This window comes from Mycobacterium sp. IDUB_24, from assembly GCF_055419385.1.
The window spans coordinates 220,762-241,491 of the sequence record NZ_JBVAXO010000004.1; the positions used below are offsets into that span (position 1 = coordinate 220,762).

The following is a 20,730-nucleotide window of genomic DNA, read 5'->3' on the forward strand; positions in this document are numbered from 1 at the left end:
GGTTCGACCCGTGCCGACTGTCCGGGCGACGTCTGGGTTGCTCTGGTTGTCGCAGGAGCACTGCCGATGGCTAGGTGCGCCATTCGGCTACGAGTCGCTCGCGGAACTGTGACGCAATGGGTTCAGGGGGATCCATGAGCAGATTCACCGAGGCGATGTACGCGAACGCGCACGCAAGTACCAGGGGGATGGTGACCGGTGAACCACATGCGCCGGTGCGGCGTACCTGGGAACAGGTACACCAGCGGGCGCGTCGGGTCGCGGGCGGCCTCGCTGCGGCAGACGTAGGCCGCGGCGACGCGATCGCCATGCTGGCCGGGCTTCCGGTCGAGGTCGCCCCCACTGCCCAGGCAGTTTGGATGCGTGGCGCCAGCCTGACCATGCTGCACCAACCCACCCCTCGCACCGACCTTGTGAAATGGGCTGCGGAAACAGCCGAGGTGGTGAAAGCCATCGACACCGACACCGTTGTGCTGTCCGAGCCGTTTCTGGGTGCCGCGCCCGCGCTGGCCGAGCGCGGGCTGACCGTTGTCACCATCGAGGATCTGCTCGGTGCGGAGCCGATCGACCCGGTGCAGGTCGACGAGGACGACCTGGCGCTGTTGCAGCTGACATCGGGCTCCACAGGGCCTCCCAAAGCGGTCCAAATCACCCACCGCAATCTGTATGCCAATGCTGAGGCGATGTTCGTCGGCGCCGAGTACAACCTGGAAAGCGACGTGATCATCAGCTGGCTGCCGCTGTTCCACGACATGGGGATGACCGGGTTCCTGACAGTTCCGATGTACTTCGGTGCGGAGCTGGTCAAGATCACGCCGATGGATTTCCTGCAGGACGCGTTGCTGTGGGCGAGGCTCATCGACAAGTACAAGGGCACGATGACCGCCGCGCCGAACTTCGCCTATGCACTGTTGGCCAAGCGCTTGCGTAGACAGGCCAAACCCGGCGAGCTCGACCTGTCGACGTTGCGATGGGCGCTGTCGGGTGCCGAGCAGGTCGAGCCGACCGACGTCGAGGATCTGTGCGCTGTCGGCAAGCAGTTCGGCTTGCGACCAGAAGCGATTCTGCCGGCGTACGGCATGGCCGAGACCACGGTCGCGGTTTCGTTCTCGGAGTGCAACTCCGGCCTGGTGGTCGACGAGGTGGATGCTGACATCCTGGCGACGTTGCGACGTGCGGTGCCGGCGAAGAACGGTAATCGTCGCCGGCTGGCGACACTGGGCCCGTTGCTCAGTGGGCTGGAAGCCCGCATTGTCGACGAGGACGGGAAAGTGCTTCCGGCCCGCGGTGTCGGAGTGATCCACGTCCGCGGCGAATCACTGACCCGCGGTTACACCACGGCGGCGGGATTTGTGCCGGCGCAGGACGAGCGGGGCTGGTACGACACCGGCGACCTGGGCTACCTGACGGAGAACGGCCACATCGTGGTCTGTGGCCGCGTCAAGGATGTCATCATCATGGCCGGACGCAATATCCATCCGACCGACATCGAGCGTGCGGCCGGCCGCGTCGACGGCGTGCGGCCGGGTTGCGCCGTTGCGGTGCGACTGCATTCCGGCCGTTCGACGGAGTCCTTTGCCGTCGCAGTGGAATCGCACGCGTTCGATGACCATGGCGAGGTCCGCCGTATCCAGCATGACGTCGCCCATCATGTCGTCACAGAGGTCGATGCACGGCCACGCACCGTCGTCGTCCTGCCGCCGGGAGCGATCCCGAAAACACCGTCGGGCAAGCTTCGTCGGGGGTATGCGCTGTCCCTGGTCGGTCACTGACCCGCCAAAGTGCTGGCATCCTCGGTGTGCGCGGCGCACAGTTGTAGGTGGAGGTATCCGACATGTACGACAAGGATCTGACCAACAAATGGATCGTCGAGATCGAGTTCTCCGAGGACGACATCCATACCCACGCCTCGGCCCGGGCACAGCTGCGCGACGACACGATCTCCACCACCGGAGATGCCTACCGAAATCCCAGGGACCCCGGCGCGCCGATGATCGGTGAGGAGATCGCCGCGGCTCGTGCCCTCATCAATCTGGGTAGTGATCTACTGCATGCCGCATCGGCACGAATCGAACAGTCGACGCACCATCCGGTGCATCTGTACCGCTGAGCTACACGCTCGCGGGTTGCTTGGCCGGCTGGCTTTCCATCTGACGGAACAGGTCGACGTAGTACGGCATGCACTCGGCCATCGCCCGCTCGGTGGTGAACAACGGCTCGTAGCCCAGATCGCGCTTGGCCTTGGCCACCGAGAAGTAGTTGTTGAGGTAAAGCCGTTCCACCGCAAGGGGTTCGATCAACGGTTCAGGAAGACCGAACTTGAAGTGCAGCCACTGCCAGGCCATCATCGCCTTGTGCACCAGACGCCCTGACACCCGGAAGGTGGGCAGCGGACGCCCGCACGCGGCGAGCACCGGCCGGGCGAACTCGAACATGTTGACGGGCTCGCCATCGTTGATGAAGTAGGCCTGGCCGGGTGCGGTGCCACCGGGGACCAGATGCTGGCCGGCCAGGATGAAACCGTGGATCAGGTTGTGCACGTAAGAGTTGTCCAGCTTGATGTTCTTGTTGCCGACAAGCACCTTGACGTGCCCGGCGAGCACATTCTCGAACACCTTCCGGAACATGGTCTGATCGCCGCGGCCCCAGATACCGCTGGGCCGGATCGCGCACGTGAGCATGTCGTGCTTGCCGTTCTCGCCGAGCACGAACTTCTCGGCAACGACCTTGGTCTCGGTGTACAGGTCGTTGAACCGGGCGGTGTACGGCATGGTCTCATCGCCGTTGACGATGTCCTGCCCGCCCATCACCACGCTGTTGGATGCGGTGTAGACGAAACGCTTGACGCCCGCTTCCTGCGCCGCGTGCACGAGGTTCTTGGTGCCCTCGACGTTGACGGCGAAGCTGCGCTGCCGGTACTCCTCGGTGACCGAGGCGCCGCCCATCAGGTCGATGATGGCCGCGGTGTGGATGATCGTGTCGATGTCCTTGACGGCTGTGGCCACGGTCTGCTTGTCGCAGATGTCGCCCTCGATGACCTCAAGGCCGGCATGGTCGCCCAGTGGTGACGGCGCGCGGTCGAAGGAGCGCACCGTGTATCCGCGGTCGAGCAGTTCGGTCACCAGGTTGGCGCCGACGAAGCCGGAGCCGCCGGTAACCAGGACGCGGCCGAGTTCAGTGGTCAGAGATGGGTCACCCATGACGGGCAGCTTAACTGAAACAGGTTCCAGTTTCGAGCGTGATCGAGAAAAATAGTTGCTGGATCAATCTTCTTCGGGCTCGCGCGCAGCCAGTGCCTGCTCGACCCGCTGCCGTGCTCCGGCTAAGTGCTCTTCGCATCGTTGTGCCAGCTTCTCGCCTCGCTCCCAGAGGGTTAGCGAAGCATCGAGGTCCAGCCCGCCCTGCTCCAACTGCTGCACTACGGCGATCAGTTCGTCGCGGGCCTCTTCGTAGCCCAGTTCACTAATAGGCTTCATACTCACATCCCCCTATTCGCTGCCGTCGCTGACAGCCGAGATCACCCCGTCGGACACCCGGACCCGCAATCGGGTGCCGTTCGGTGCGTCGGCCACCGTACGCAGAACTGTTGGCGCCCCTGACGCCGGGACCGCCTGGACCACCGCATAGCCGCGGGCCAGGGTGGCCGCCGGGCCGAGCGCGGTCAGCCGCGCCGACAGGTGGCCGACGGTGTCGGCTTCCGCGGCGATCAGTCGCGTGATGTCACGTTGGGCGGTGGTCCTGGCCCGCGTGATCTCGTCGGCGCGTGCGGTGAGCGCCGCCAGGGGTTGCGCGAGTACCGGGCGGCTGCGTACCTGCTCCAGGTGGTGCTGCTCGCGGTGCACCCAGTTGCGCAGCGCGCGTGCGCTGCGCCGGTGCAGATCGGTGATCAGAGCCTGTTCGGCAACCGCGTCGGGAACGATCCGCTTGGCCGCGTCGGTCGGGGTGGCCGCGCGCAGGTCGGCGACGAGATCGGACAGGGGAGTGTCGGGTTCGTGGCCGATCGCACTGACCACCGGAGTGCGGCAGGCGACGATGGCCCGGCACAGCGTCTCGTCGGAGAACGGCAGCAGGTCCTCGACGCTGCCGCCGCCGCGGGCCAGGACGATGACGTCGACGTCGGGCATGGCGTCAAGCGCCCCTAGAGCTTCTACGAGCTGCGGCACTGCGTTGGGACCCTGAACGATCGTGTTGCGGATCGCGAAGCGCACCGCGGGCCAGCGGGTGGTGGCGACCGTCGTCACGTCCCGTTCGGCGGCCGAGGCGCGGCCGGTGATCAGGCCGATGGTGTTGGGCAGGAACGGGATCGGCCGTTTGAGGCGCGGGTCGAATAGTCCTTCGGCCTCCAGCAGCCGGCGCAGCCGCTCGATCCGGGCCAGCAGCTCACCGATGCCGACCGCGCGAATCTCACTGACCCGCAACGAGAATGTGCCGCGGCCCGTGTAGAAATTGGGCTTGCCACAGATGATCACCTGGGCGCCCTCGGACAGCTTGACCGGGGCGTTGCGCACGAGATCGCGCGGGCAGGTCAGCGTCAGGGACATATCGGCCGCCGGATCCCGCAGCACCATGAAGACGGTTTTGGAATCAGGGCGGATCTTGAGCTCGGTCAGCTGGCCCTCGACCCACACGGTGCCGAGCCGGTCGATCCACTTGGCGACGCGGGTCGCCACAGCGCGGACCGGCCAGGGGTTCTCCGGCGACTGGCCCGGTTCGGTCACTTCGCGGTCGCGCGCGTGATCCTGTTGGCGAGCAACGTGACGAACGGTGCCCGGGCCCGGCCGTTCTCCTCGTAGGCCAGCAGTGCCTCAAGGTCGGCCACCCGCAGCGACGCCAGCCGGGCGCGCAGCTGAGCCAGCGTCAGCGCGTCGTACCCGAGGTCACCAGCGATGTCTGGCGTCCCTCCCGAGCCGGAGCCACGTGCGGCCTTGCCGTTGGTCGAACCGGCCGACTCGGGCTCCCCGGTGCTGTACAGCGCGAACCGTCCCTCGGTGCGCCGGTCGCCGTCGGTGGACGGAGTTTCCCCGGCCGTCTCGCCGTTGAGGTCGGAGTCGAGATCCTCGTCGAAGGTGGCCCACTCGGGCTGCTCGTCCTTGGGCGGAAACAGCTGCTCGAGCGTTTCGTCGCCCTTGACCACCAACTCGGCAAGGTTCTGCTGGACGTGCATGACGAGGTTTGCCGCTTGGCTGGCCACCGTCATGGGATAGGTCAGGATGGTTTGGGGCAGCTTGCGGGTTTCCTCGATCGCGGTCGCCGCCGCGCCCACCAGCAGCCGGACCCCGTACGGTGCAGTTCCCATGAGCACCAGACTAGCCACAGCCACGGCTGGCTCCGTTGCGTTGTCGCCCCGTACGCTGGAGACATGCCGCCGACAATCAACATGGGTATCCCGGGTGCCACCAGCTCGGTGAGGTCAGGCGGCGGTTCGCAAGCCTCCGGCAAACGGGTCCTGCTGGCCGAGCCACGCGGATACTGCGCCGGTGTGGACCGCGCTGTCGAGACCGTGGAACGCGCACTCGAGAAGCACGGCGCCCCGGTCTATGTGCGCCACGAGATCGTGCACAACGTGCACGTCGTCGAAACGCTCGCCAAGGCCGGCGCCGTCTTCGTCGAAGAGACCAGCGAGGTGCCCGAAGGGGCCATCGTGGTGTTCTCGGCGCACGGCGTCGCACCGACGGTTCACGTCGAGGCCGCCGCACGCAATCTGAGGACGATCGACGCCACCTGCCCGCTGGTCACCAAGGTCCACAACGAGGCCAAGCGGTTCGCCCGCGACGACTACGACATCCTGCTGGTCGGCCACACCGGGCACGAGGAGGTCGTCGGCACCGCCGGCGAGGCGCCTGACCACGTCCAGGTGGTCGACAACCCGGACGCGGTCGACAACGTCACCGTGCGCGACGAGAACAAGGTGATCTGGCTGTCGCAGACCACGCTGAGTGTCGACGAAACCATGGAGACCGTGCGGCGGCTGCGCGAGAAGTTCCCGACGCTGCAGGATCCGCCGAGTGACGACATCTGCTACGCCACCCAGAACCGCCAAGTCGCGGTCAAGGCGATGGCACCCGAATGTGAGCTGGTGATCGTGGTCGGCTCGAAGAACTCATCCAACTCGGTTCGGCTGGTCGAGGTGGCGCTCGGTGCGGGATCCGACGCTGCCCACCTGGTCGACTACGCCGAGGACATCGATCCAGGCTGGCTGGAGGGCGTCACCACGGTGGGCGTCACCTCCGGGGCATCGGTGCCCGAGGTGCTGGTGCGCGGTGTGCTCGAACGACTTGCCGACTACGGCTACGGGACAGTGCAGCCGGTGACCACCGCCAACGAGACATTGGTGTTCGCGCTGCCGCGAGAGATCCGTCCGCCGCGCGCCTGATCCCGCGTTGACGCGTTGATTGAAGCCGGGCTGCGGCCCGGCTTCAATCGTCGTACGGCCTCAGTCGTCGTACTCCCAGGAGTGCCGTCCCCGGGCCGCTGACCGCGGTCGCGTCCGGTGCTCCACTCGGTGATCCTCGTCGTCAGAACCGCGGTACCGCACCCGCGACACCGGATGGTGCGTCGACCGGCCGGAACCGGTGGGCGGATCGAACGATTCCTCGAACGGCTGATAGTCGTCGAATCGACGACGCTGGCGCTGCGGGCGCTCACGTGGGGTTTCGAACGCGCCGGCCTCACGTCGCTCGGGCGGAGGTTGCTTGCGCGGTTCGCGGGGCTGGGTGCGTACCCGCCGGCGCGGCTCGCCGGCGCCGGGCTCGGCCGAGCGCGGGGGCCTGGGCCGCCGTGGTCGCTCGGGAATCGCGCCGTCCAGTTCGCTGCCGGGATCACCGGCGGCCGCACGGCTCGGACGGGGCCGAGGCGGAGCGGTGCGCTTGGTCGGTCTGCGCTCGCCCCGGGGCCGCCCGGCAGCTGCTCCGGCCGCCGCTGCTGCGGCGGTGCCGGGTTCTGCGCCGGCCGGACGTCGCCGTGGCGGCCGTTCGGAGGGGCGACGGCGCGGCGGGGCTTCCGCGGCGGGATCGTGCTCGGCGGTCCGGCCGCGGCGCATCGACGCCGTGGCCGGTTTGCGGAGCACCAGCCCGGAAAGTTTCTCTGTGACAGATGACACAATTCCCGCAACAGCCGTCGCCTTGGCCGTTTCGGCCCCCGTGGCCGTCCCGGACGCGTCGTCGGTTTCCGCCGTGCGCGATGTCAGGCTGACGTACCACCGGCCCAGGCCGATCAGCAGCACCGTGGCCGAGAGGAACAGCATCAGCGGGAAGCGCTCGATCAGGGGATATCCACAATTGATGGCCAGGTCTTTCGCACCCTGCAGCTCGCCCCCGTGGAACAGGAAATACGACCCGGGTACCGCGACGAACAGGATCAACGGGGGCTGGATCACCGCGGTGAACAGCCCGGCCTGTTGAACGGCCAGAACAGCCAGGATGCAACCGAGGGAATAGCAGATCGCGAACACCGAACTGAGCTCTCGATCACCCGAACCGGCGTCGAAAGCAAAGCCGATCGCGGTAGCCGTGATCGCCAAAAGGACAGCTCCCCACCACGGCACACCGGCGAATCGCGGGTGTACAGAGCGATGGTCAGCCGGCACTGCCGACTGTGCGCGCTGTCCTGACACACGTTGACCGTACCGGCTCTCTCTGGCCGCGTGCTGCCAGCTCGCGCTGGCGTGCCGGTCACACCGGCCTAGACTCTCTTCTCTGTGAGCCTGAACCTGGGAATCGTCGGTTTGCCCAACGTCGGAAAGTCGACTCTGTTCAATGCCCTGACGCGTAACGACGTGTTGGCGGCCAACTACCCGTTTGCGACCATCGAGCCCAATGAGGGCGTGGTGCCGTTGCCCGACCCCCGGCTCGACAAGCTCGCCGAGATCTTCGGCTCGGAGAAGACGGTGCCGGCGCCGGTGACGTTCGTCGATATCGCCGGCATCGTCAAAGGCGCATCCGAGGGCGCCGGCCTCGGCAACAAGTTCCTCGCCAACATCCGTGAATGCGACGCCATCTGTCAGGTGGTCAGGGTGTTCGCCGACGACGACGTGATCCACGTCGACGGCCGCGTGGATCCGCGCTCGGACATCGAGGTGATCGAGACCGAGCTGATCCTGGCCGACATGCAGACGCTGGAGAAGGCGGTGCCACGGCTGGAGAAGGAAGCCCGCAACAACAAGGAACGTAAGCCGGTGCTCGATGCCGCGGTCGGCGCCCAGGCCGTGTTCGACGACGGCAAGACTTTGTTCTCGACCGGCAAGGACTGGTCGAGCCTCCGCGAGCTGAACCTGATGACGACCAAGCCGTTCCTGTATGTGTTCAACGCCGACGAGTCGGTGCTCACCGATGAGGCGAAGCAGGCCGAGCTACGTGCACTGGTGGCCCCGGCCGACGCGGTGTTCCTGGACGCCAAGATCGAATCGGAGCTGATCGAGCTCGACGACGAGTCCGCCCAAGAGCTGCTGGAGTCGATCGGGCAGACCGAGCGCGGCCTGGACGCGTTGGCCCGCGCCGGTTTCCACACCCTGCGACTGCAGACCTATCTGACGGCGGGGCCGAAGGAATCACGCGCCTGGACCATCCACCAGGGCGACACCGCACCCAAGGCGGCCGGCGTTATCCACACCGACTTCGAGAAGGGCTTCATCAAGGCCGAGGTGGTCTCGTTCGACGATCTCGTCGAGGCCGGGTCGATGGCCGCGGCCAAGGCCGCCGGCAAGGTCCGCATGGAAGGCAAGGACTACGTGATGGCCGACGGGGACGTGGTGGAGTTCCGGTTTAACGTTTAACGTCAATAACGTAAGGCGTTATATAATGCTCTGGTGATCAGATCGTTTGGTGACAGGGACACCGAGCAGATCTGGCACGAGCGGTACGTCAAGGGCGTGGACCCGACGCTCCAACGCGCAGCACTGAGGAAGCTGGAGCTGATCCATGCGGCGAAGGTCGTTGAGGATCTTCGAATCCCTCCGGGCAATCGCTTGGAGCGACTCGTCGGCGACCGTCGTGGGCAGCACAGCATCCGGGTGAACGCGCAATGGCGTATCTGCTTCGTCTGGAGAGAAGGAGGTGCGGAGGATGTCGAACTCGTCGACTACCACTGAGAGTGATCTGATCGAGCCGATCCATCCAGGGGAGATCCTGATGGAGGACTTCATCGAGGGCTTCGGGATCACGCAGAACAAGCTGGCCGTGTCCATCGGGGTTCCGCCGCGTCGGATCAACGAGATCGTGCACGGTAAGCGCGGTATTACTGCCGACACGGCGATCCGTCTCGCGCGATACTTCGGAACTTCCGAAGAGTTCTGGATGAACCTTCAGTCGCACTACGAATTGCGGACTGAGCGGCGCGCGCTGAGGGACCAGGTCGCCGCGATCACTCCGCTGACGAGGGCATAGTCAAATGACGGAAAGCCTTACGTGCCAATGGGAACTGGTCCGTGATGTCGTGCAACGCTCCACCGGTCCCTGCGCCATTGCGTCGGTCGACGCAGAGGGCGGCCCGACAGTCACCCCGATCGGCACCGTGTTCCTGCGCGATGACTGCACCGGCTTCTACTTCGACCAGTACACCGAACGCCTTGCGGAGAACCTCGATCGGACCCCGCGCATCTGCCTGATGGCGGTCGACAACGGCCTGGCCTTCTGGCTTCGCTCCTTGCTGGCCGGGCTGTTTCGCAAAGCCATCGGCGTCCGCCTCTACGGAACCGCTGGCCCTCGCCGCGTGGCGTCTGCCGAGGAACTCGACGCGGTCCGCCGGCGTGTCCGTCTCACTCAATGGACCAAAGGCGGACGGGCGCTCTGGTCGGACTTCAACCACGTGCGCGATCTGACGTTCAGTGAAGCGCGATTCGTGCGGTATCCGGTCATGATGCCGGAAATCCACTGCCGCTGACGTGGATTCGCATGGTCCGTCGACGCAACTGGCGCACTGATGTAGGGCTCAGCCGGGCGCCGAAAGTGAAGAAGTGTGCGAGATTTTCGTGAAATCTCGTCATCTTCTTCACTTTCGCTCACGGTGTCGCCGTCATCCGAGATCGGAGATGATCGCCCGAACTACGTGATCGATACCCGCGGCCGTGTCAACGCAGCCTCAATCGTGTCTATCCGTACATGTACGGCAGCAATCTCAGCGCTGAGACGGTGCGCGAGCGTGGTCTTGCCTACTCCCGGGAGGCCCGATAGGGCGATCAGCGTCGGTGTGGACTTTCGGATGACCATCGTCTCGATGGTATGAGTCCTCAGTTCGACGTGCGACCCCGTGTTAGCGTGAATGACGTGGCGGCGATGCCTGCCACGTTCTGCGCTTCCAGGTGAAAGATCGCCTGAATCATTGCGGAGAGGCCTGAGCTGATCAGGACATGTCCGAATGGGGTGTGGTGCCTTCCGGCGCGCCAACTCCATTGCGCCGGTGGCCATACCGGTTGACGAAAGGACATGACAGTGGCCAACAAGGACGAGAAGAACCTCAAGCAGGTCCTCGACAAGATCGCGGGGATGGATGAGCCTGCGCGGGGCGTCATGCAGCGGATGCACGACGTGATCGTCGCTGCCGCACCCGAACTCAAGCCCCGCATCTGGTACGGCATGCCCGGTTATGCCAGGTCTGCGAGCAGCCCCGTCCTCGTGTTCTTCCGCAATGACGAGCTGATGAGCCTTGGGGTGAGCGAGAAAGCCACGCTCAACCCCGCGGGAGGCAGGGACGGACTATTGATTCCCGCTGCCTGGTACTTCGATGACCTGGACGACGTCACCGAGCAGCGTGTCGCCGAGATCGTCCGGGCGGCGATCGAGTGACAGGTAGTCCGAACTAGTTGATGATCTCGCCGCGGTGGTCGGCGTGGATTGCGGCGAGCCGGTCTCGCCACATCTGGAGATCTTCGGGTGTCAGTCGAGTCCAATCTGTCACCTCACCGACGATCCGGAGCGGCGCCGCGCTGCGATAGGACCGAGTGGGATTGCCGGGGAATTTCTTGTCGGTGACGTTGGGGTCGTTCTCGAAATCCCCGGTCGGTTCCACGAGATAGACGCGCGGGACTCCGTCGCCGGCAGCGAGTTCGGCGGCGAGCCCCGCGCCGTCGCGCAACGCGGTGAAATAGATGTGGTTCATCACGACCTCGGGCCGGTAGTTGGAACGGAAGCCGGCGGTGAGGAGATCGCCCACCCGCAGTTCAGCCTTGGTGCCGTGAAAGAACGGTCCGTCGTCCAGTGCCCCGCCCATCTCCCCAGGCTACAAAGGTCGTGGCCTGGGGGATGTCGGTGCACTCATCTAGCGTGCGCGGCATGCAGCTTGTATCGATCCGCATCATCACTGCCGATGTGAAGCGTCTCGTCGCTTTCTACGAGACAGTCACCGGAGCCGAGGCCGTCTGGGCCAACGAACTGTTCGCTGAGGTTCCCACGCCCGTTGGCACACTGGCCATCGGTAGCGATAAGACGGTGCCCCTCTTTGGCGTCGGGTCCGCCGAGCCGGCGGCGAATCGAAGCGCCATCGTCGAGTTCATCGTCGACGACGTGGATACCGAGTACGAGCGGCTGCGAGCGCACCTGTCCGACGTTGTCACCGAGCCGACCACGATGCCGTGGGGCAACCGGGCGCTGCTTTTCCGGGACCCCGACGGAAACCTCGTCAATTTGTTCACTCCCGTCACCGACGAGGCGCGTGCCAAATTCGGAGTGTGACGCCCAGATGATCCGCCTCAGTCGGCGATCACCGAAATCTCATCGCCCAACCGGTAGCCGGCGGTCAGCGGCAACTCGTCGCCGCTCCAGAATGAGCCGGGATCGAACCAGTTGTAGCGCTTTTCGGTGGAGAGCAGGCCCATCTCCTCATAGGTGATGGCCACGGTCTCTGCACAGTAGGCGGTCTCCAACCCAACCTGGCGGGTGCGGGCCTTCTTGCGCTCGGCCGACTCGCGAACCCTGCTGTGTACGAAGGGAATTCCACGGGTGAAGTCGCTGACTACCGGTACCCGTCCACGCAGCCAGCGCCCGGTCAGCCGTGCCGTGGTGGGGAAGGCGGTGCCGTTCATCCGGGCGATCACTTTGAGGAGCTGATCCTCCTGCTCGCGGGACGCGAACGGGGTGAGCTGACGCAACCAGCAGCGCTGCCCGTAGGAATTCTCCCAGCGTTCGACGGCCTGGCGCGCATCGTTGAGTTGGACTCCGCGATGGTTGGTGCCGGTCCACATGTCGAGCAGCTTGTCGCCGAGCTCGGCGTGCCAGATCAGCGGCGGCAGGTCGTCGATCGCCACGGTCATCCCGACGTGGTTGACCGGGCTGTTGGTCAGGGTCTGGATTGCCCGGTCCGGCCCGGACCCACCGCGGAACAGCCAGATATCGCCGGTGCGGGTCTCCTCCAGTGCCTTGGTCAGTGACACCGTATTCGCTTTCACGACCGCAGCTTAGGCACACTTTGAGCATGCGGAGCATCTGGAAGTGGGTCGGGATGGCCGGTGTCGCCGGCGTCGTGGCGGGTGGGGTCATGGTGGCGCGGGATCAGCGCCGTCGCAAGGCCTACACGCCGCAGGACATCCGGGAGCGGCTCCACCAGCGGTTGGCCGAGGCCGAGCACGGCGAAGCGAAGCGCTGACTCCTACTGCATCAACTCGGCAATGTCGGTGGGTATCGGTGCGACCGGCTCGCGGCGCACGCCGTGGTGCGGTGACCACACCAGGTTCACCCGCAGCGCCGGGTCGAGATCGGGGTAGTCGGAACGGATGTGGCAGCCCCGGGTCTCACGTCGTTCCAGCGCACACTCGAGCGTGGCGCGGGCGGAAAGCACTGCGGACCGGAGGTCGAAGGCGTGCGCCAGGTCCGCGAAGCCGCTGATGTCGGTGTGCACACCCACGCCGGCGATGCGCGCCTCGATCTCCCCGAGCGCTGCCAATCCGGAGAGCAGGCCGGTCTCGTCTCGGACCACTCCGGCGTGCTCGGTCATCAGGTTGCGCACCGCACGCTGCAACCCGCGGATGTTCTCACCGCCATCGGCGGCCAGCAGTCGGTCGACTTGCGCCTCAGCTTCACGGACCGCCGCCAGTGAGCGACGCTGGGCGGTGAGCCGCGCCGAGTAGTCGGCTGCGGCTTGCCCGGTCAGCCGGCCGTAGACCATCACCGCGATCAAGGAGTTTCCGTCCAGCAGGCCCGCGCCGTGCAATCCGGTGGTGGCTTCGCCGGTGACGAACAGCCCGTCGACCTCGGTGCCGTGGTCCTGGGGCCGGACCGCGACCCCGCCCAACGAGTAGTGCGCGGTCGGGGCCACCTCGATCGGGTCCCGGGTGACGTCGCGCCCCTGGAGCTCCAACACAGTCTGGTACACCTGCGGCAGTCGGGTCATGACCTTCTCGGCAGGCAGATGCGACAGGTCCAGCCAGACCCCGCCGGTCCGGGTACCGCGCCCCGCCGTGATCTCGGCGTAGGACGCCATCGCGGCCCGGTCCCGACTGGTGCGCTCCATGCGTTCGGGGTCGTATCGGGTCATGAACCGTTCGCCGACGGTGTTCAGTAGTAAACCGCCCTCTTCGCACACCGAATCGCTGATCAGTGTCCCTGCCGCGTTTTCGGGACCGAGTAAGCCGAATGGCCGGAACTGCACCAGTTCGGCGTCTCGCAATCCGGCGCCCGCCTCGGCGGCGAGGCGGAACGAGTCGCCGGTGTTCTCGTCCCGGCGGGCCGATGTCCGGCGCCAGATCCGGGTGTGGCCACCTGTCGCCAGGACCACCGCGTCGGCATGCACGAGATACCGTGCGCCGTCGACGAGATCGAAGCCGTAGGCGCCGAAGACCGCTCCGTCGTTCACCAGGATCTGAGTCACATAAACCGTCGGGAGGATCGGGATCCCGAGCCGGACCGCGTGTTCACGCAGGACGCGTTGCACTTCGCCGGCGTCGGCCTTGCGCCGGTACGGATGGGTCCCGGTGGCCCGTCCTGCGTCGTGACGCTCGAAGCGCATGCCGAAGCGCTCCAGGTCGTGGATGCCTTGGGCGGCGCCCTGGGCGACCCGCTGCACGGTGCGTGGATCGGCCAGCAGGCGGCTTTCCAGCAGGGTGTCGGCCGCGTGCTGTTCCCAGCCGTTGCCGGTGTCCAGCGCCGCGTTGATCCCGCTGAGGGTCAGACCGGTGTGATCGTCATCCGGTGTGTGCTTGCCCACTGCCGTGACCGCCACGCCGGCCTCGGCGAGTTCGATGGCCACTCGCAACCCGGCACCCCCGACCCCCACCACCAGGACAGACGTGGCGAGCTGATGTTCGCGGGGTGACATGGAATCTCCTGGGGCAGACGACTGGTTACAAGTACCGACCGGGCGGCGTCACGGTTTGTGACAATCCCGGTAGATTTCTCGCCAGCCGTGCACATCCGTGCCGCCCAGCCCTGCCAGGAGCCGTACGCATGAGTGCCAGCCCGTTGCCCAACCTGGTTGGCAGGCAACGCGAGTGCACGCAGTTGACCGACCTGCTCAGCGGGCTGCGCCGGGGTGAATCGGCGGTAGCGGTGATCCGGGGCGAGGCCGGCATCGGGAAATCGGTGTTGTTGGAGTTCGTGGCGGCCCAGGCCTCGGGGATGACCGTGACCACCGCCCGCGGGATCGAGGCGGACATGGAACTCGCCTATGCCGGCCTGCACCAACTGTGCGCACCGTTCCTCGGCACGGTCGATGCGCTGCCCGAGCCGCAGCGGGATGCGCTGCGGGTCGCCTTCGGGTTGGCCGCCGGTGATCCGCCGGATCGGTTCCTGGTCGGCCTGGCGGTTCTGACCCTGCTCACCCGGGCCTCAGAGACAAAGCCCGTACTGGTCATCGTCGACGACGCCCAGTGGCTGGATCAGGTGTCCGTGCTGACGTTGGAGTTCGTGGCGCGCCGGCTGTTGGCCGAGGCCGTCGCGATGGTCTACTCCGTGCGCGATCCAGAGGGCCAGGCGGTCCTCAAGAACCTGCCTGAACTGCGGCTGGGAGGTCTCGAGCCGGCAGCGGCCGGTGAACTGCTGGAGGCCGCGGTGGAGGGGCGGCTCGAGGAGCGCGTACGCGATCGGCTGGTCGCCGAGACCTCCGGCAATCCGCTCGCGCTGCTGGAGCTCTACCGCGGCAGCAGCGCCGCTGAGCTCGCCTACGGCGTGGAGGCGGGGACTGCGACGGCCCGCGAATCGGTGTCGAGTCGCATAGAACAGGGCTTCGCCGACCGGATCCAGATGCTGCCGGCGCCGACCCGAACGCTGCTTTTGATCGCGGCGGCGGAGCCGATCGGGGAGGCCCGGCTGTTGGTGCGCGCGGCCGAGGCGATGGACATCGCGCCCGATGCCGCGCCCGCCAAGGCGGCCGGTCTGATCGAATTCGGCGAGTCCGTCCGGTTCCGCCACCCGCTGGTGCGCTCGGCGGTGTACCGGCAGGCCGATCCCGAGGAGCGCCGGGCAGTCCACCGGGCCCTGGCGGCCGTCACCGACCCGGTTCTCGATCCGGACCGCTGCGCCTGGCACGCGGCGGAGGCCGCCGATGGGCCCGACGAGGAGGTCGCGGCGGGCTTGGACCACGCGGCGGGCCGGGCGCGGCAGCGCGGTGGGATGGCGGCCGAGGCGGTCCTGCTGGAGCGCGCCACCGAGCTGACCCCGGACCTCTGGCAGCGCGGGCGGCGGGCGCTCGCGGCGGCCGAAGCACATTTCTCGGCCGCCTCCCCGGATCGCGCGACCGAGTTGGCCACCCTGGCCAGCTTGTGCCCGCTCGACCCGTTGGACCAGGCCCGGCTGGCACGTCTGCGGGCCCGAATCCTGTTCGGCCGCAGTCGCAGTGACGAAGCGGCTCCATTGCTGCTCGACGCCGCCGCGCAATTCGCGGCCGCCGGGTCGCCACTGGCCCGCGAGACCTATCTGGAGGCGATCAGCGCGACAGTCTTCGCCGGCCGGGTCCACGGAGCCGCCGGCGCCAAGGCCGCGGCGGTCGCCGCCCGGGCTTCCGGCGCTCCGCCGTCGAACTCCGAGGCCGCCGACCTGCTGTTGGACGGCGTCGCCACCCTGCTGGCCGACGGCTATGAGACCGGTGTGCCGGCATTGCGCCGGGCCTTCGAACCGTTCGCGCAGGAGGACCTGCACAGCCGTGAGGCGACGATGCGATGGCTGCTGCTCGTGCCGGTCGCGCTGGAATCGTTCATCCACTACGGGTGGGATCTGCCCGCGTGGGACACCTTCGCCACCCGGGCGGTGAGGCTCGCCCGTGACATCGGTGCGCTCGGGGCGTTGCCGCCGGCGCTGATCTACCTGGGTGGCGTCTACATCCACCATGGCGACTTCGCCACGGCCGCCCGCATGATCGACGAGGCCGACGCGATCTCCACCGCGACCGGACAAACCCCACACGCCTACGCCTCGCTGGTGCTGGCCGCGTGGCGCGGTGAGGAGGATGCCGCTGCCGGCCCGATCGCGGAGGCCAAAGCCCGTGCTGCCCAACACGGCGAGGTCTCGCTCCTGGGGGTCACCGGCTATGTCCAGGGAGTGCTGTACAACGGCCTGGCGCGGTACGACGAGGCACTCGCGGTGGCCCGGGCGGGCATCGAGCACGACGGCTACAACTTCACCGGGCTGTCGTTGGTCGAGCATGTCGAGGCCGCGGTGCGGTGTGGCGAGCTCGGGGCGGCCCAGACATCGCTCGATCGTCTGGTTGAACTGACGCGCGCGGCCGGTTCCGGCTGGGCACGTGGCGTCAGCGCGCGCAGCCGAGCCCTGCTCGCCGACGATGACGAGGCGGACGCGCTGTACCGCACGGCCATCGAGGAACTTGCCCGCGACCGCGTGGTCGTCGAGGTGGCACGCACCCACCTGCTCTACGGCGAGTGGTTGCGCCGGAACCGTCGGCGGGCACTGGCGCGGGAACACCTCCGCACCGCACACCAGATGTTCGATGGCATGGGAGCCACGGCGTTCGCCGAACGGGCGCGGCGCGAACTGCTGGCCACCGGTGAGCACGTGCGAAGCCGGGAAGCCGGGCCGACGACCAGCCTGACCCCGCAGGAGGCGCAGATCGCCGCGTTGGCCGCCGCCGGAATGACCAACCCGAAGATCGGCGCGGAGCTCTTCCTCAGCCCACACACCGTGGAATGGCACCTGCGCAAGGTGTACACGAAGCTCGGCATCAGCTCCCGCCGCGAGCTGCCGGGTGCCCTGGCACCTTCGGGCTAGCCCCGCTACGTAGCCGGCCCGCGTAGTCCCGTGGTGCACAGCCCACGGACTCGACCACGCAGTTCCGTGGCGCGACGGAGGCCCCGTGGCATCCAGGGTGGAGGTATGTCGACACCGGATGAACTGGGCCTGGCTCTCGACATCTTTCTCACCCATCGCACGCGGCTGTTCGGTATCGCCTACGGAGTTACCGGAGAGACCTGTGGCGCCGAAGACCTGGTCCAGGAGGCCTGGCTGCGGTGGCAGCGCACGGACCGCGCGATCGTAGAGAACCCGGCCGCATTTCTGACCACCACCACGACGAACCTCGCGATCAACGTCATCCAGTCGGCCCGGCACCGCTACGAAGCACCGACCGCGTCGCCATTGGACTACCTGGTCGACGCCGGCGACGACGAGCCCGTGTCGCGGACCGAACAGACCGCTCTGGTCGAGGAGCTGCTGGCGCTGCTGATGGCCAGGTTGACGCCAGGGGAGCTGGGCGCCTACGTGCTGCGCAGAGGGTTCGACTATGCGTATGTGGACATCGCCGCGTTGCTGCGGACCAGTGTCGCCAACGCGCGGCAACTGGTTCGCCGGGCCCAGACCCGCCTCGACACCGGTGAGCGCGTCTCAGCAGTCCGGATTGCCGCGCACCGCCGTCTTGCCACCGCGTTCCTGCAGGCCGCGCGCACCGGTGATCGGCGGGATCTGGAGCACATCCTCGCCGGCGGCTACGCCGCCTCCCGAGCCGCATGAGTCCCGATACCTCAGGCCGGTTGGCCTGGACCGTCGAGACGCCTCGTGTCGAGGAGATGGCGCGACTCGACGGAACGCGGGGACGGCTTGTCGGCCGGCGATGGGAGCGCACGGCCCTCGACGACATGGTCACGGCGGTGGCGGGCGGTCGCAGTGCAGCACTGGTCCTGCGGGGAGAAGCCGGCATCGGCAAGACCGCGTTGCTCGACTACGTGGGCGACCACGCGCCCGCATGCCAGGTGGTGCGCGTCGCGGGGATCGAGGCGGAGGCAGAGCTGGCTTTCGGCGGGTTGAACCGGCTGTGCGAGCCCTTCCGGAAACATTTCGACCGGCTACCCGTCCCACAGCGGTCGGCGCTCGAAACGGCGTTCGGGCTCAGCGCGGGCACTCCCGCGGACCGGTTCCTCGTCGGACTGGCAGTCCTGAGCCTGTTGGCGGAAGCGGCGGCGCGGCAGCCCGTGGTGTGTTTGATCGACGATGCGCAATGGTTGGACCGGATTTCCGCTCAGACCTTGTCGTTTGTCGGTCGCCGGCTGCTGGCCGAGCGGGTGGTGCTGCTCTTCGCAGTACGCGAGCCCGTAGTGGGCGATGCCCTGGCGGATCTACCTGCGCTGCGGATCGAGGGCCTGGGCGGTCACGACGCCCGGACTCTGCTGGCACGGGGCTGCCCGGGCCGCGTCGACGACCGGGTGCTCGATCGTATTCTGGCCGAATCTCGGGGGAATCCACTTGCGCTCCTGGAACTTCCACGTGAGGTGACGGCTGCGCAGGTGGCCGTGTGGACCGACCGGATCGACGACCAACCGCTGGCCGGCCAGATCGAGAAGGGTTTCTTGCGTCGCCTTCGTTCGTTGTCACCGGGGGCCCAGCTTCTGGTGCTGCTCGCCGCGGCTGATCCGGTGGGAGATGCTGCGTTGTTGCGCCGCGCGGCCGTGGAGTTGAACATCGACACCGTCGCCGCCGGCTCCGAAGCTCAGGCGGGCGAGCTACTCACCATCGGCACGATGGTCCGGTTCCGGCATCCGCTGGTGCGCTCGGCGGTATACAAATCGGCGACGACACTGCAGCGCCGGCAGGTGCACCGGGCGTTGGCTGAGGCGACGGACCCCGAACACGACCCCGATCGACGTGTGTGGCACTTGGCAAGTGCGGCACGTCAGCCCGATGAAGGTGTGGCCGCAGGCCTCGAGCTGGCGGCTGCCCGCGCCCGCGCACGCGGTGGTGCTGCCGCGGCGGCCGCATTTCTCGACCGTTCCGCCGAACTCACGCCTGATCCGCGTCGTCGTGGCTCCCGGTCGCTGGCCGCAGCGCAGGCCAAGAGCGAGGCAGGCGAGTTCGGTGAGGCTCTCGAACTTCTCGACGACCTCGCGGCGCTGCCGTTGACCAAGCGTGAGCATGCCCTCGCCGAACTCGTGCGTGGGCGAAGTCTCTTCTCGTTCCGGAGCGCGAGCGCGGGTCTGCCCTCACTCCTCGGCGCGGCCAAACAGCTTGAGCCACTTGACCCGGCGTTGGCAACCGAGACCTACCGTGATGCCCTCTACGCCGCCCTCACCGCCGGCAGATTGCCTGACGAGGTCGGGGTGGAGCAGGTGGCGGCTGCGATCCTCGCGATGCGGCGGCCCGCGGACCCGGCTTGCTCAGATCTGCTCCTGGAAGGCGTTTCCCGGATCACGGTTGCGGGTTACGCGCAGGGGGCGCCGCTGGTTCACCGTGCCCTCGCGGCCTATCGAACAGGGGGGTTCTCCCCAGCGGATGGGTTGGGCTGGCTGCCCTTGGCGTGCCGATTGGCGCACAACACTTGGGAATTCGACGCCTGGTCCACGCTGTCGGCCAGGTTGGTCGAGCTTGCTGTGGACGCCGGCGCACTTGCCGTCCTGCCGTCGGCGCTGCTGCTGCGGTTGTCGAACCGCGTTTATGCGGGCGACCTGGCCGCGTCCGACGCGCTGGTCGCTCAGGCCGCAACGTTGGGGGAGGTCACCGGAAGCAGTTTCTTCGCGCACTACGGCGCCATGGTCGTCGAACCGTGGCGAGGCGACGAGACGCGCACGATGCAAGCGATCGATCTGATCACCTCCGACCCGTTGTTGCGCGGCGAGGGCAAGGCACTGACGGCGACGGAGTGGGCGGCCGCGGTACTGTACAACGGACTCGGCCGGTATGACGAGGCGCTCCTGGCTGCTCGGCGTGGATCGGCATATCCACGGGAGCTTGGACTGTCGACATGGTCGATGGTCGAATTGGTCGAGGCGGCAGCACGATCGGGGGTGCCGGCCGAGGCGACCGAGGCGGTGCGACATATCGAGAACATGGCTGCGGTGAGCGGGACCGACTGGGTGCGCGGCACGGCGGCCTACGTCGGCGCGCTGGTGGCTGACGGTCCCGTCGCCGAACAACGCTATCGGGAGGCGATCGAGTTTCTTGAGCGTGCGGACGTCCGAATGCTCACCGCACGAGCCTATTTGGTGTACGGCGAGTGGCTGCGGAGCCAACAGCGACGGGGCGAAGCCCGGCAACGCCTCCGCCAGGCATACGCCCTGCTGAGCGACTTGGGCGCCGACGGGTTCGCTGAGCGGGCCCGCCGAGAACTCGCCGCCGCAGGGGCAGCGACGTCGGCCAGGGCAACGGGCCGGCGGGCGGTCGACGCCGCGTCGCTCACCGCGCAGGAGATGCAGATCGCCCGGCTCGCCGCCGACGGACTGACCAATTCGGAGATCGGCGCGCAACTGTTCATCAGCGCTCACACCGTCGAGTGGCACCTGCGAAAAGTGTTCGGCAAGTTGGGTATCCGTTCCCGTCGGCATATCGCGTCGAAGCTGGGGAACTAGAGGCTGTCACAGAATCGGCTGCCGTG

Annotated in this window: 22 protein-coding genes; 13 read left to right on the top strand and 9 right to left on the bottom strand. The window is 67.2% G+C overall.

Going from position 1 to position 20,730, the window contains the following annotated elements; genetic code table 11:
* The first annotated feature begins 134 nt into the window (after window positions 1–134).
* Both ACZYZF_RS16440 and ACZYZF_RS16445 read left to right on the top strand, forming a co-directional pair.
* Window positions 135–1,772, top strand: coding sequence for a fatty acyl-AMP ligase (locus tag ACZYZF_RS16440; RefSeq protein ID WP_463836294.1), 1,638 nt, complete (start codon window positions 135–137; stop codon window positions 1,770–1,772).
* Window positions 1,773–1,834: 62 nt separating this feature from the next.
* Complete coding sequence (locus ACZYZF_RS16445) at window positions 1,835–2,110, top strand: DUF1876 domain-containing protein (protein ID WP_463746305.1); 276 nt, start codon at window positions 1,835–1,837, stop codon at window positions 2,108–2,110.
* Window position 2,111: 1 nt separating this feature from the next.
* Here the strand turns inward: ACZYZF_RS16445 and ACZYZF_RS16450 are convergent, their stop codons facing one another.
* From ACZYZF_RS16450 to ACZYZF_RS16465, 4 genes are all read right to left on the bottom strand, one after another.
* Window positions 2,112–3,200: a 3-beta-hydroxysteroid dehydrogenase gene (locus tag ACZYZF_RS16450; RefSeq protein WP_463746306.1), complete on the bottom strand. Its 1,089-nt coding sequence runs from the start codon at window positions 3,198–3,200 to the stop codon at window positions 2,112–2,114.
* Window positions 3,201–3,263: 63 nt separating this feature from the next.
* Window positions 3,264–3,476: an exodeoxyribonuclease VII small subunit gene (locus tag ACZYZF_RS16455; RefSeq protein WP_463836295.1), complete on the bottom strand. Its 213-nt coding sequence runs from the start codon at window positions 3,474–3,476 to the stop codon at window positions 3,264–3,266.
* A gap of 12 nt (window positions 3,477–3,488) precedes the next feature.
* A complete protein-coding gene (xseA, locus tag ACZYZF_RS16460) occupies window positions 3,489–4,718 on the bottom strand; it encodes an exodeoxyribonuclease VII large subunit (protein ID WP_463746308.1) in 1,230 nt (409 codons plus the stop codon).
* The gene (locus ACZYZF_RS16465; RefSeq protein ID WP_463746309.1) at window positions 4,715–5,296 is read right to left on the bottom strand and encodes a lipid droplet-associated protein; all 582 of its coding nucleotides are present in this window, start codon (window positions 5,294–5,296) and stop codon (window positions 4,715–4,717) included. The genes xseA and ACZYZF_RS16465 overlap by 4 nt, the downstream gene beginning before the upstream one ends.
* Before the next feature lie 63 nt (window positions 5,297–5,359).
* On the opposite strand from ACZYZF_RS16465, the gene ACZYZF_RS16470 reads away from it, so the two are divergent.
* Window positions 5,360–6,373: a 4-hydroxy-3-methylbut-2-enyl diphosphate reductase gene (locus ACZYZF_RS16470; RefSeq protein WP_463746310.1), complete on the top strand. Its 1,014-nt coding sequence runs from the start codon at window positions 5,360–5,362 to the stop codon at window positions 6,371–6,373.
* A 60-nt stretch (window positions 6,374–6,433) separates the two neighbouring features.
* On the opposite strand, the gene ACZYZF_RS16475 is transcribed toward ACZYZF_RS16470, so the two are convergent.
* A complete protein-coding gene (locus ACZYZF_RS16475; RefSeq protein WP_463836296.1) occupies window positions 6,434–7,612 on the bottom strand; it encodes a DUF6542 domain-containing protein in 1,179 nt (392 codons plus the stop codon).
* An 84-nt stretch (window positions 7,613–7,696) separates the two neighbouring features.
* On the opposite strand from ACZYZF_RS16475, the gene ychF reads away from it, so the two are divergent.
* Genes ychF through ACZYZF_RS16495 form a run of 4 tightly spaced genes read left to right on the top strand, consistent with a single transcriptional unit; the run spans window position 7,697 to window position 9,876 of the window.
* Window positions 7,697–8,770 carry a redox-regulated ATPase YchF gene (gene ychF / locus ACZYZF_RS16480; protein ID WP_463836297.1) on the top strand — a complete coding sequence of 358 codons (1,074 nt, stop codon included), beginning with the start codon at window positions 7,697–7,699 and terminating at the stop codon, window positions 8,768–8,770.
* Window positions 8,771–8,803: 33 nt separating this feature from the next.
* A complete protein-coding gene (locus ACZYZF_RS16485) occupies window positions 8,804–9,085 on the top strand; it encodes a type II toxin-antitoxin system RelE/ParE family toxin (RefSeq protein ID WP_463746313.1) in 282 nt (93 codons plus the stop codon).
* Window positions 9,060–9,380 (top strand): HigA family addiction module antitoxin, encoded by a 321-nt coding sequence (locus ACZYZF_RS16490; RefSeq protein ID WP_463746314.1) that lies wholly within the window; start codon window positions 9,060–9,062, stop codon window positions 9,378–9,380. Before ACZYZF_RS16485 ends, ACZYZF_RS16490 begins: the two co-directional genes overlap by 26 nt.
* Window positions 9,381–9,384: 4 nt before the next feature.
* Window positions 9,385–9,876: a pyridoxamine 5'-phosphate oxidase family protein gene (locus tag ACZYZF_RS16495; RefSeq protein ID WP_463836298.1), complete on the top strand. Its 492-nt coding sequence runs from the start codon at window positions 9,385–9,387 to the stop codon at window positions 9,874–9,876.
* Window positions 9,877–10,037: 161 nt separating this feature from the next.
* Here ACZYZF_RS16495 and ACZYZF_RS16500 read toward each other — a convergent pair whose 3' ends face one another.
* A complete protein-coding gene (locus tag ACZYZF_RS16500) occupies window positions 10,038–10,400 on the bottom strand; it encodes a P-loop nucleotide/nucleoside kinase family protein (RefSeq protein ID WP_463836299.1) in 363 nt (120 codons plus the stop codon).
* Between the two features lie 18 nt (window positions 10,401–10,418).
* Here ACZYZF_RS16500 and ACZYZF_RS16505 point away from each other — a divergent pair, with 18 nt between their 5' ends.
* A complete protein-coding gene (locus ACZYZF_RS16505; protein ID WP_463746316.1) occupies window positions 10,419–10,778 on the top strand; it encodes a DUF1801 domain-containing protein in 360 nt (119 codons plus the stop codon).
* A gap of 13 nt (window positions 10,779–10,791) precedes the next feature.
* On the opposite strand, the gene arr is transcribed toward ACZYZF_RS16505, so the two are convergent.
* Complete coding sequence (arr, locus tag ACZYZF_RS16510) at window positions 10,792–11,202, bottom strand: NAD(+)--rifampin ADP-ribosyltransferase (protein WP_463746317.1); 411 nt, start codon at window positions 11,200–11,202, stop codon at window positions 10,792–10,794.
* 62 nt (window positions 11,203–11,264) lie between these two features.
* Between arr and ACZYZF_RS16515 the strand changes: the two genes are divergently transcribed.
* Window positions 11,265–11,663: a VOC family protein gene (locus ACZYZF_RS16515; protein WP_463836300.1), complete on the top strand. Its 399-nt coding sequence runs from the start codon at window positions 11,265–11,267 to the stop codon at window positions 11,661–11,663.
* A gap of 17 nt (window positions 11,664–11,680) precedes the next feature.
* Here ACZYZF_RS16515 and ACZYZF_RS16520 read toward each other — a convergent pair whose 3' ends face one another.
* The gene (locus ACZYZF_RS16520) at window positions 11,681–12,361 is read right to left on the bottom strand and encodes a guanylate cyclase (RefSeq protein WP_463746568.1); all 681 of its coding nucleotides are present in this window, start codon (window positions 12,359–12,361) and stop codon (window positions 11,681–11,683) included.
* Window positions 12,362–12,402: 41 nt separating this feature from the next.
* Between ACZYZF_RS16520 and ACZYZF_RS16525 the strand changes: the two genes are divergently transcribed.
* Window positions 12,403–12,573: a hypothetical protein gene (locus tag ACZYZF_RS16525; protein WP_463836301.1), complete on the top strand. Its 171-nt coding sequence runs from the start codon at window positions 12,403–12,405 to the stop codon at window positions 12,571–12,573.
* Between the two features lie 3 nt (window positions 12,574–12,576).
* Here ACZYZF_RS16525 and ACZYZF_RS16530 read toward each other — a convergent pair whose 3' ends face one another.
* Window positions 12,577–14,241, bottom strand: a complete 1,665-nt coding sequence (locus ACZYZF_RS16530; RefSeq protein ID WP_463836302.1) for an FAD-binding protein — start codon at window positions 14,239–14,241, stop codon at window positions 12,577–12,579.
* 128 nt (window positions 14,242–14,369) lie between these two features.
* On the opposite strand from ACZYZF_RS16530, the gene ACZYZF_RS16535 reads away from it, so the two are divergent.
* From ACZYZF_RS16535 to ACZYZF_RS16545, 3 genes are all read left to right on the top strand, one after another.
* The gene (locus tag ACZYZF_RS16535; protein ID WP_463836303.1) at window positions 14,370–17,141 is read left to right on the top strand and encodes a helix-turn-helix transcriptional regulator; all 2,772 of its coding nucleotides are present in this window, start codon (window positions 14,370–14,372) and stop codon (window positions 17,139–17,141) included.
* A 105-nt stretch (window positions 17,142–17,246) separates the two neighbouring features.
* A complete protein-coding gene (locus ACZYZF_RS16540) occupies window positions 17,247–17,879 on the top strand; it encodes a sigma factor (protein WP_463836304.1) in 633 nt (210 codons plus the stop codon).
* Window positions 17,876–20,704: a LuxR C-terminal-related transcriptional regulator gene (locus tag ACZYZF_RS16545; RefSeq protein WP_463836305.1), complete on the top strand. Its 2,829-nt coding sequence runs from the start codon at window positions 17,876–17,878 to the stop codon at window positions 20,702–20,704. The genes ACZYZF_RS16540 and ACZYZF_RS16545 overlap by 4 nt, the downstream gene beginning before the upstream one ends.
* Window positions 20,705–20,730: the final 26 nt, after the last annotated feature.

What these genes read in the sequence shown, in the direction of transcription:
- ACZYZF_RS16440 (WP_463836294.1), top strand. Translation starts at nt 135, where the DNA reads ATGAGCAGATTCACCGAGGCGATGTACGCGAACGCGCACGCAAGTACC.
- ACZYZF_RS16445 (WP_463746305.1), top strand. Translation starts at nt 1,835, where the DNA reads ATGTACGACAAGGATCTGACCAACAAATGGATCGTCGAGATCGAGTTC.
- ACZYZF_RS16450 (WP_463746306.1), bottom strand. Translation starts at nt 3,200, where the DNA reads ATGGGTGACCCATCTCTGACCACTGAACTCGGCCGCGTCCTGGTTACC.
- ACZYZF_RS16455 (WP_463836295.1), bottom strand. Translation starts at nt 3,476, where the DNA reads ATGAAGCCTATTAGTGAACTGGGCTACGAAGAGGCCCGCGACGAACTG.
- ACZYZF_RS16465 (WP_463746309.1), bottom strand. Translation starts at nt 5,296, where the DNA reads ATGGGAACTGCACCGTACGGGGTCCGGCTGCTGGTGGGCGCGGCGGCG.
- ACZYZF_RS16470 (WP_463746310.1), top strand. Translation starts at nt 5,360, where the DNA reads ATGCCGCCGACAATCAACATGGGTATCCCGGGTGCCACCAGCTCGGTG.
- ACZYZF_RS16490 (WP_463746314.1), top strand. Translation starts at nt 9,060, where the DNA reads ATGTCGAACTCGTCGACTACCACTGAGAGTGATCTGATCGAGCCGATC.
- ACZYZF_RS16495 (WP_463836298.1), top strand. Translation starts at nt 9,385, where the DNA reads ATGACGGAAAGCCTTACGTGCCAATGGGAACTGGTCCGTGATGTCGTG.
- ACZYZF_RS16500 (WP_463836299.1), bottom strand. Translation starts at nt 10,400, where the DNA reads ATGGCCACCGGCGCAATGGAGTTGGCGCGCCGGAAGGCACCACACCCC.
- ACZYZF_RS16505 (WP_463746316.1), top strand. Translation starts at nt 10,419, where the DNA reads ATGACAGTGGCCAACAAGGACGAGAAGAACCTCAAGCAGGTCCTCGAC.
- arr (WP_463746317.1), bottom strand. Translation starts at nt 11,202, where the DNA reads ATGGGCGGGGCACTGGACGACGGACCGTTCTTTCACGGCACCAAGGCT.
- ACZYZF_RS16515 (WP_463836300.1), top strand. Translation starts at nt 11,265, where the DNA reads ATGCAGCTTGTATCGATCCGCATCATCACTGCCGATGTGAAGCGTCTC.
- ACZYZF_RS16525 (WP_463836301.1), top strand. Translation starts at nt 12,403, where the DNA reads ATGCGGAGCATCTGGAAGTGGGTCGGGATGGCCGGTGTCGCCGGCGTC.
- ACZYZF_RS16530 (WP_463836302.1), bottom strand. Translation starts at nt 14,241, where the DNA reads ATGTCACCCCGCGAACATCAGCTCGCCACGTCTGTCCTGGTGGTGGGG.
- ACZYZF_RS16535 (WP_463836303.1), top strand. Translation starts at nt 14,370, where the DNA reads ATGAGTGCCAGCCCGTTGCCCAACCTGGTTGGCAGGCAACGCGAGTGC.
- ACZYZF_RS16540 (WP_463836304.1), top strand. Translation starts at nt 17,247, where the DNA reads ATGTCGACACCGGATGAACTGGGCCTGGCTCTCGACATCTTTCTCACC.
- ACZYZF_RS16545 (WP_463836305.1), top strand. Translation starts at nt 17,876, where the DNA reads ATGAGTCCCGATACCTCAGGCCGGTTGGCCTGGACCGTCGAGACGCCT.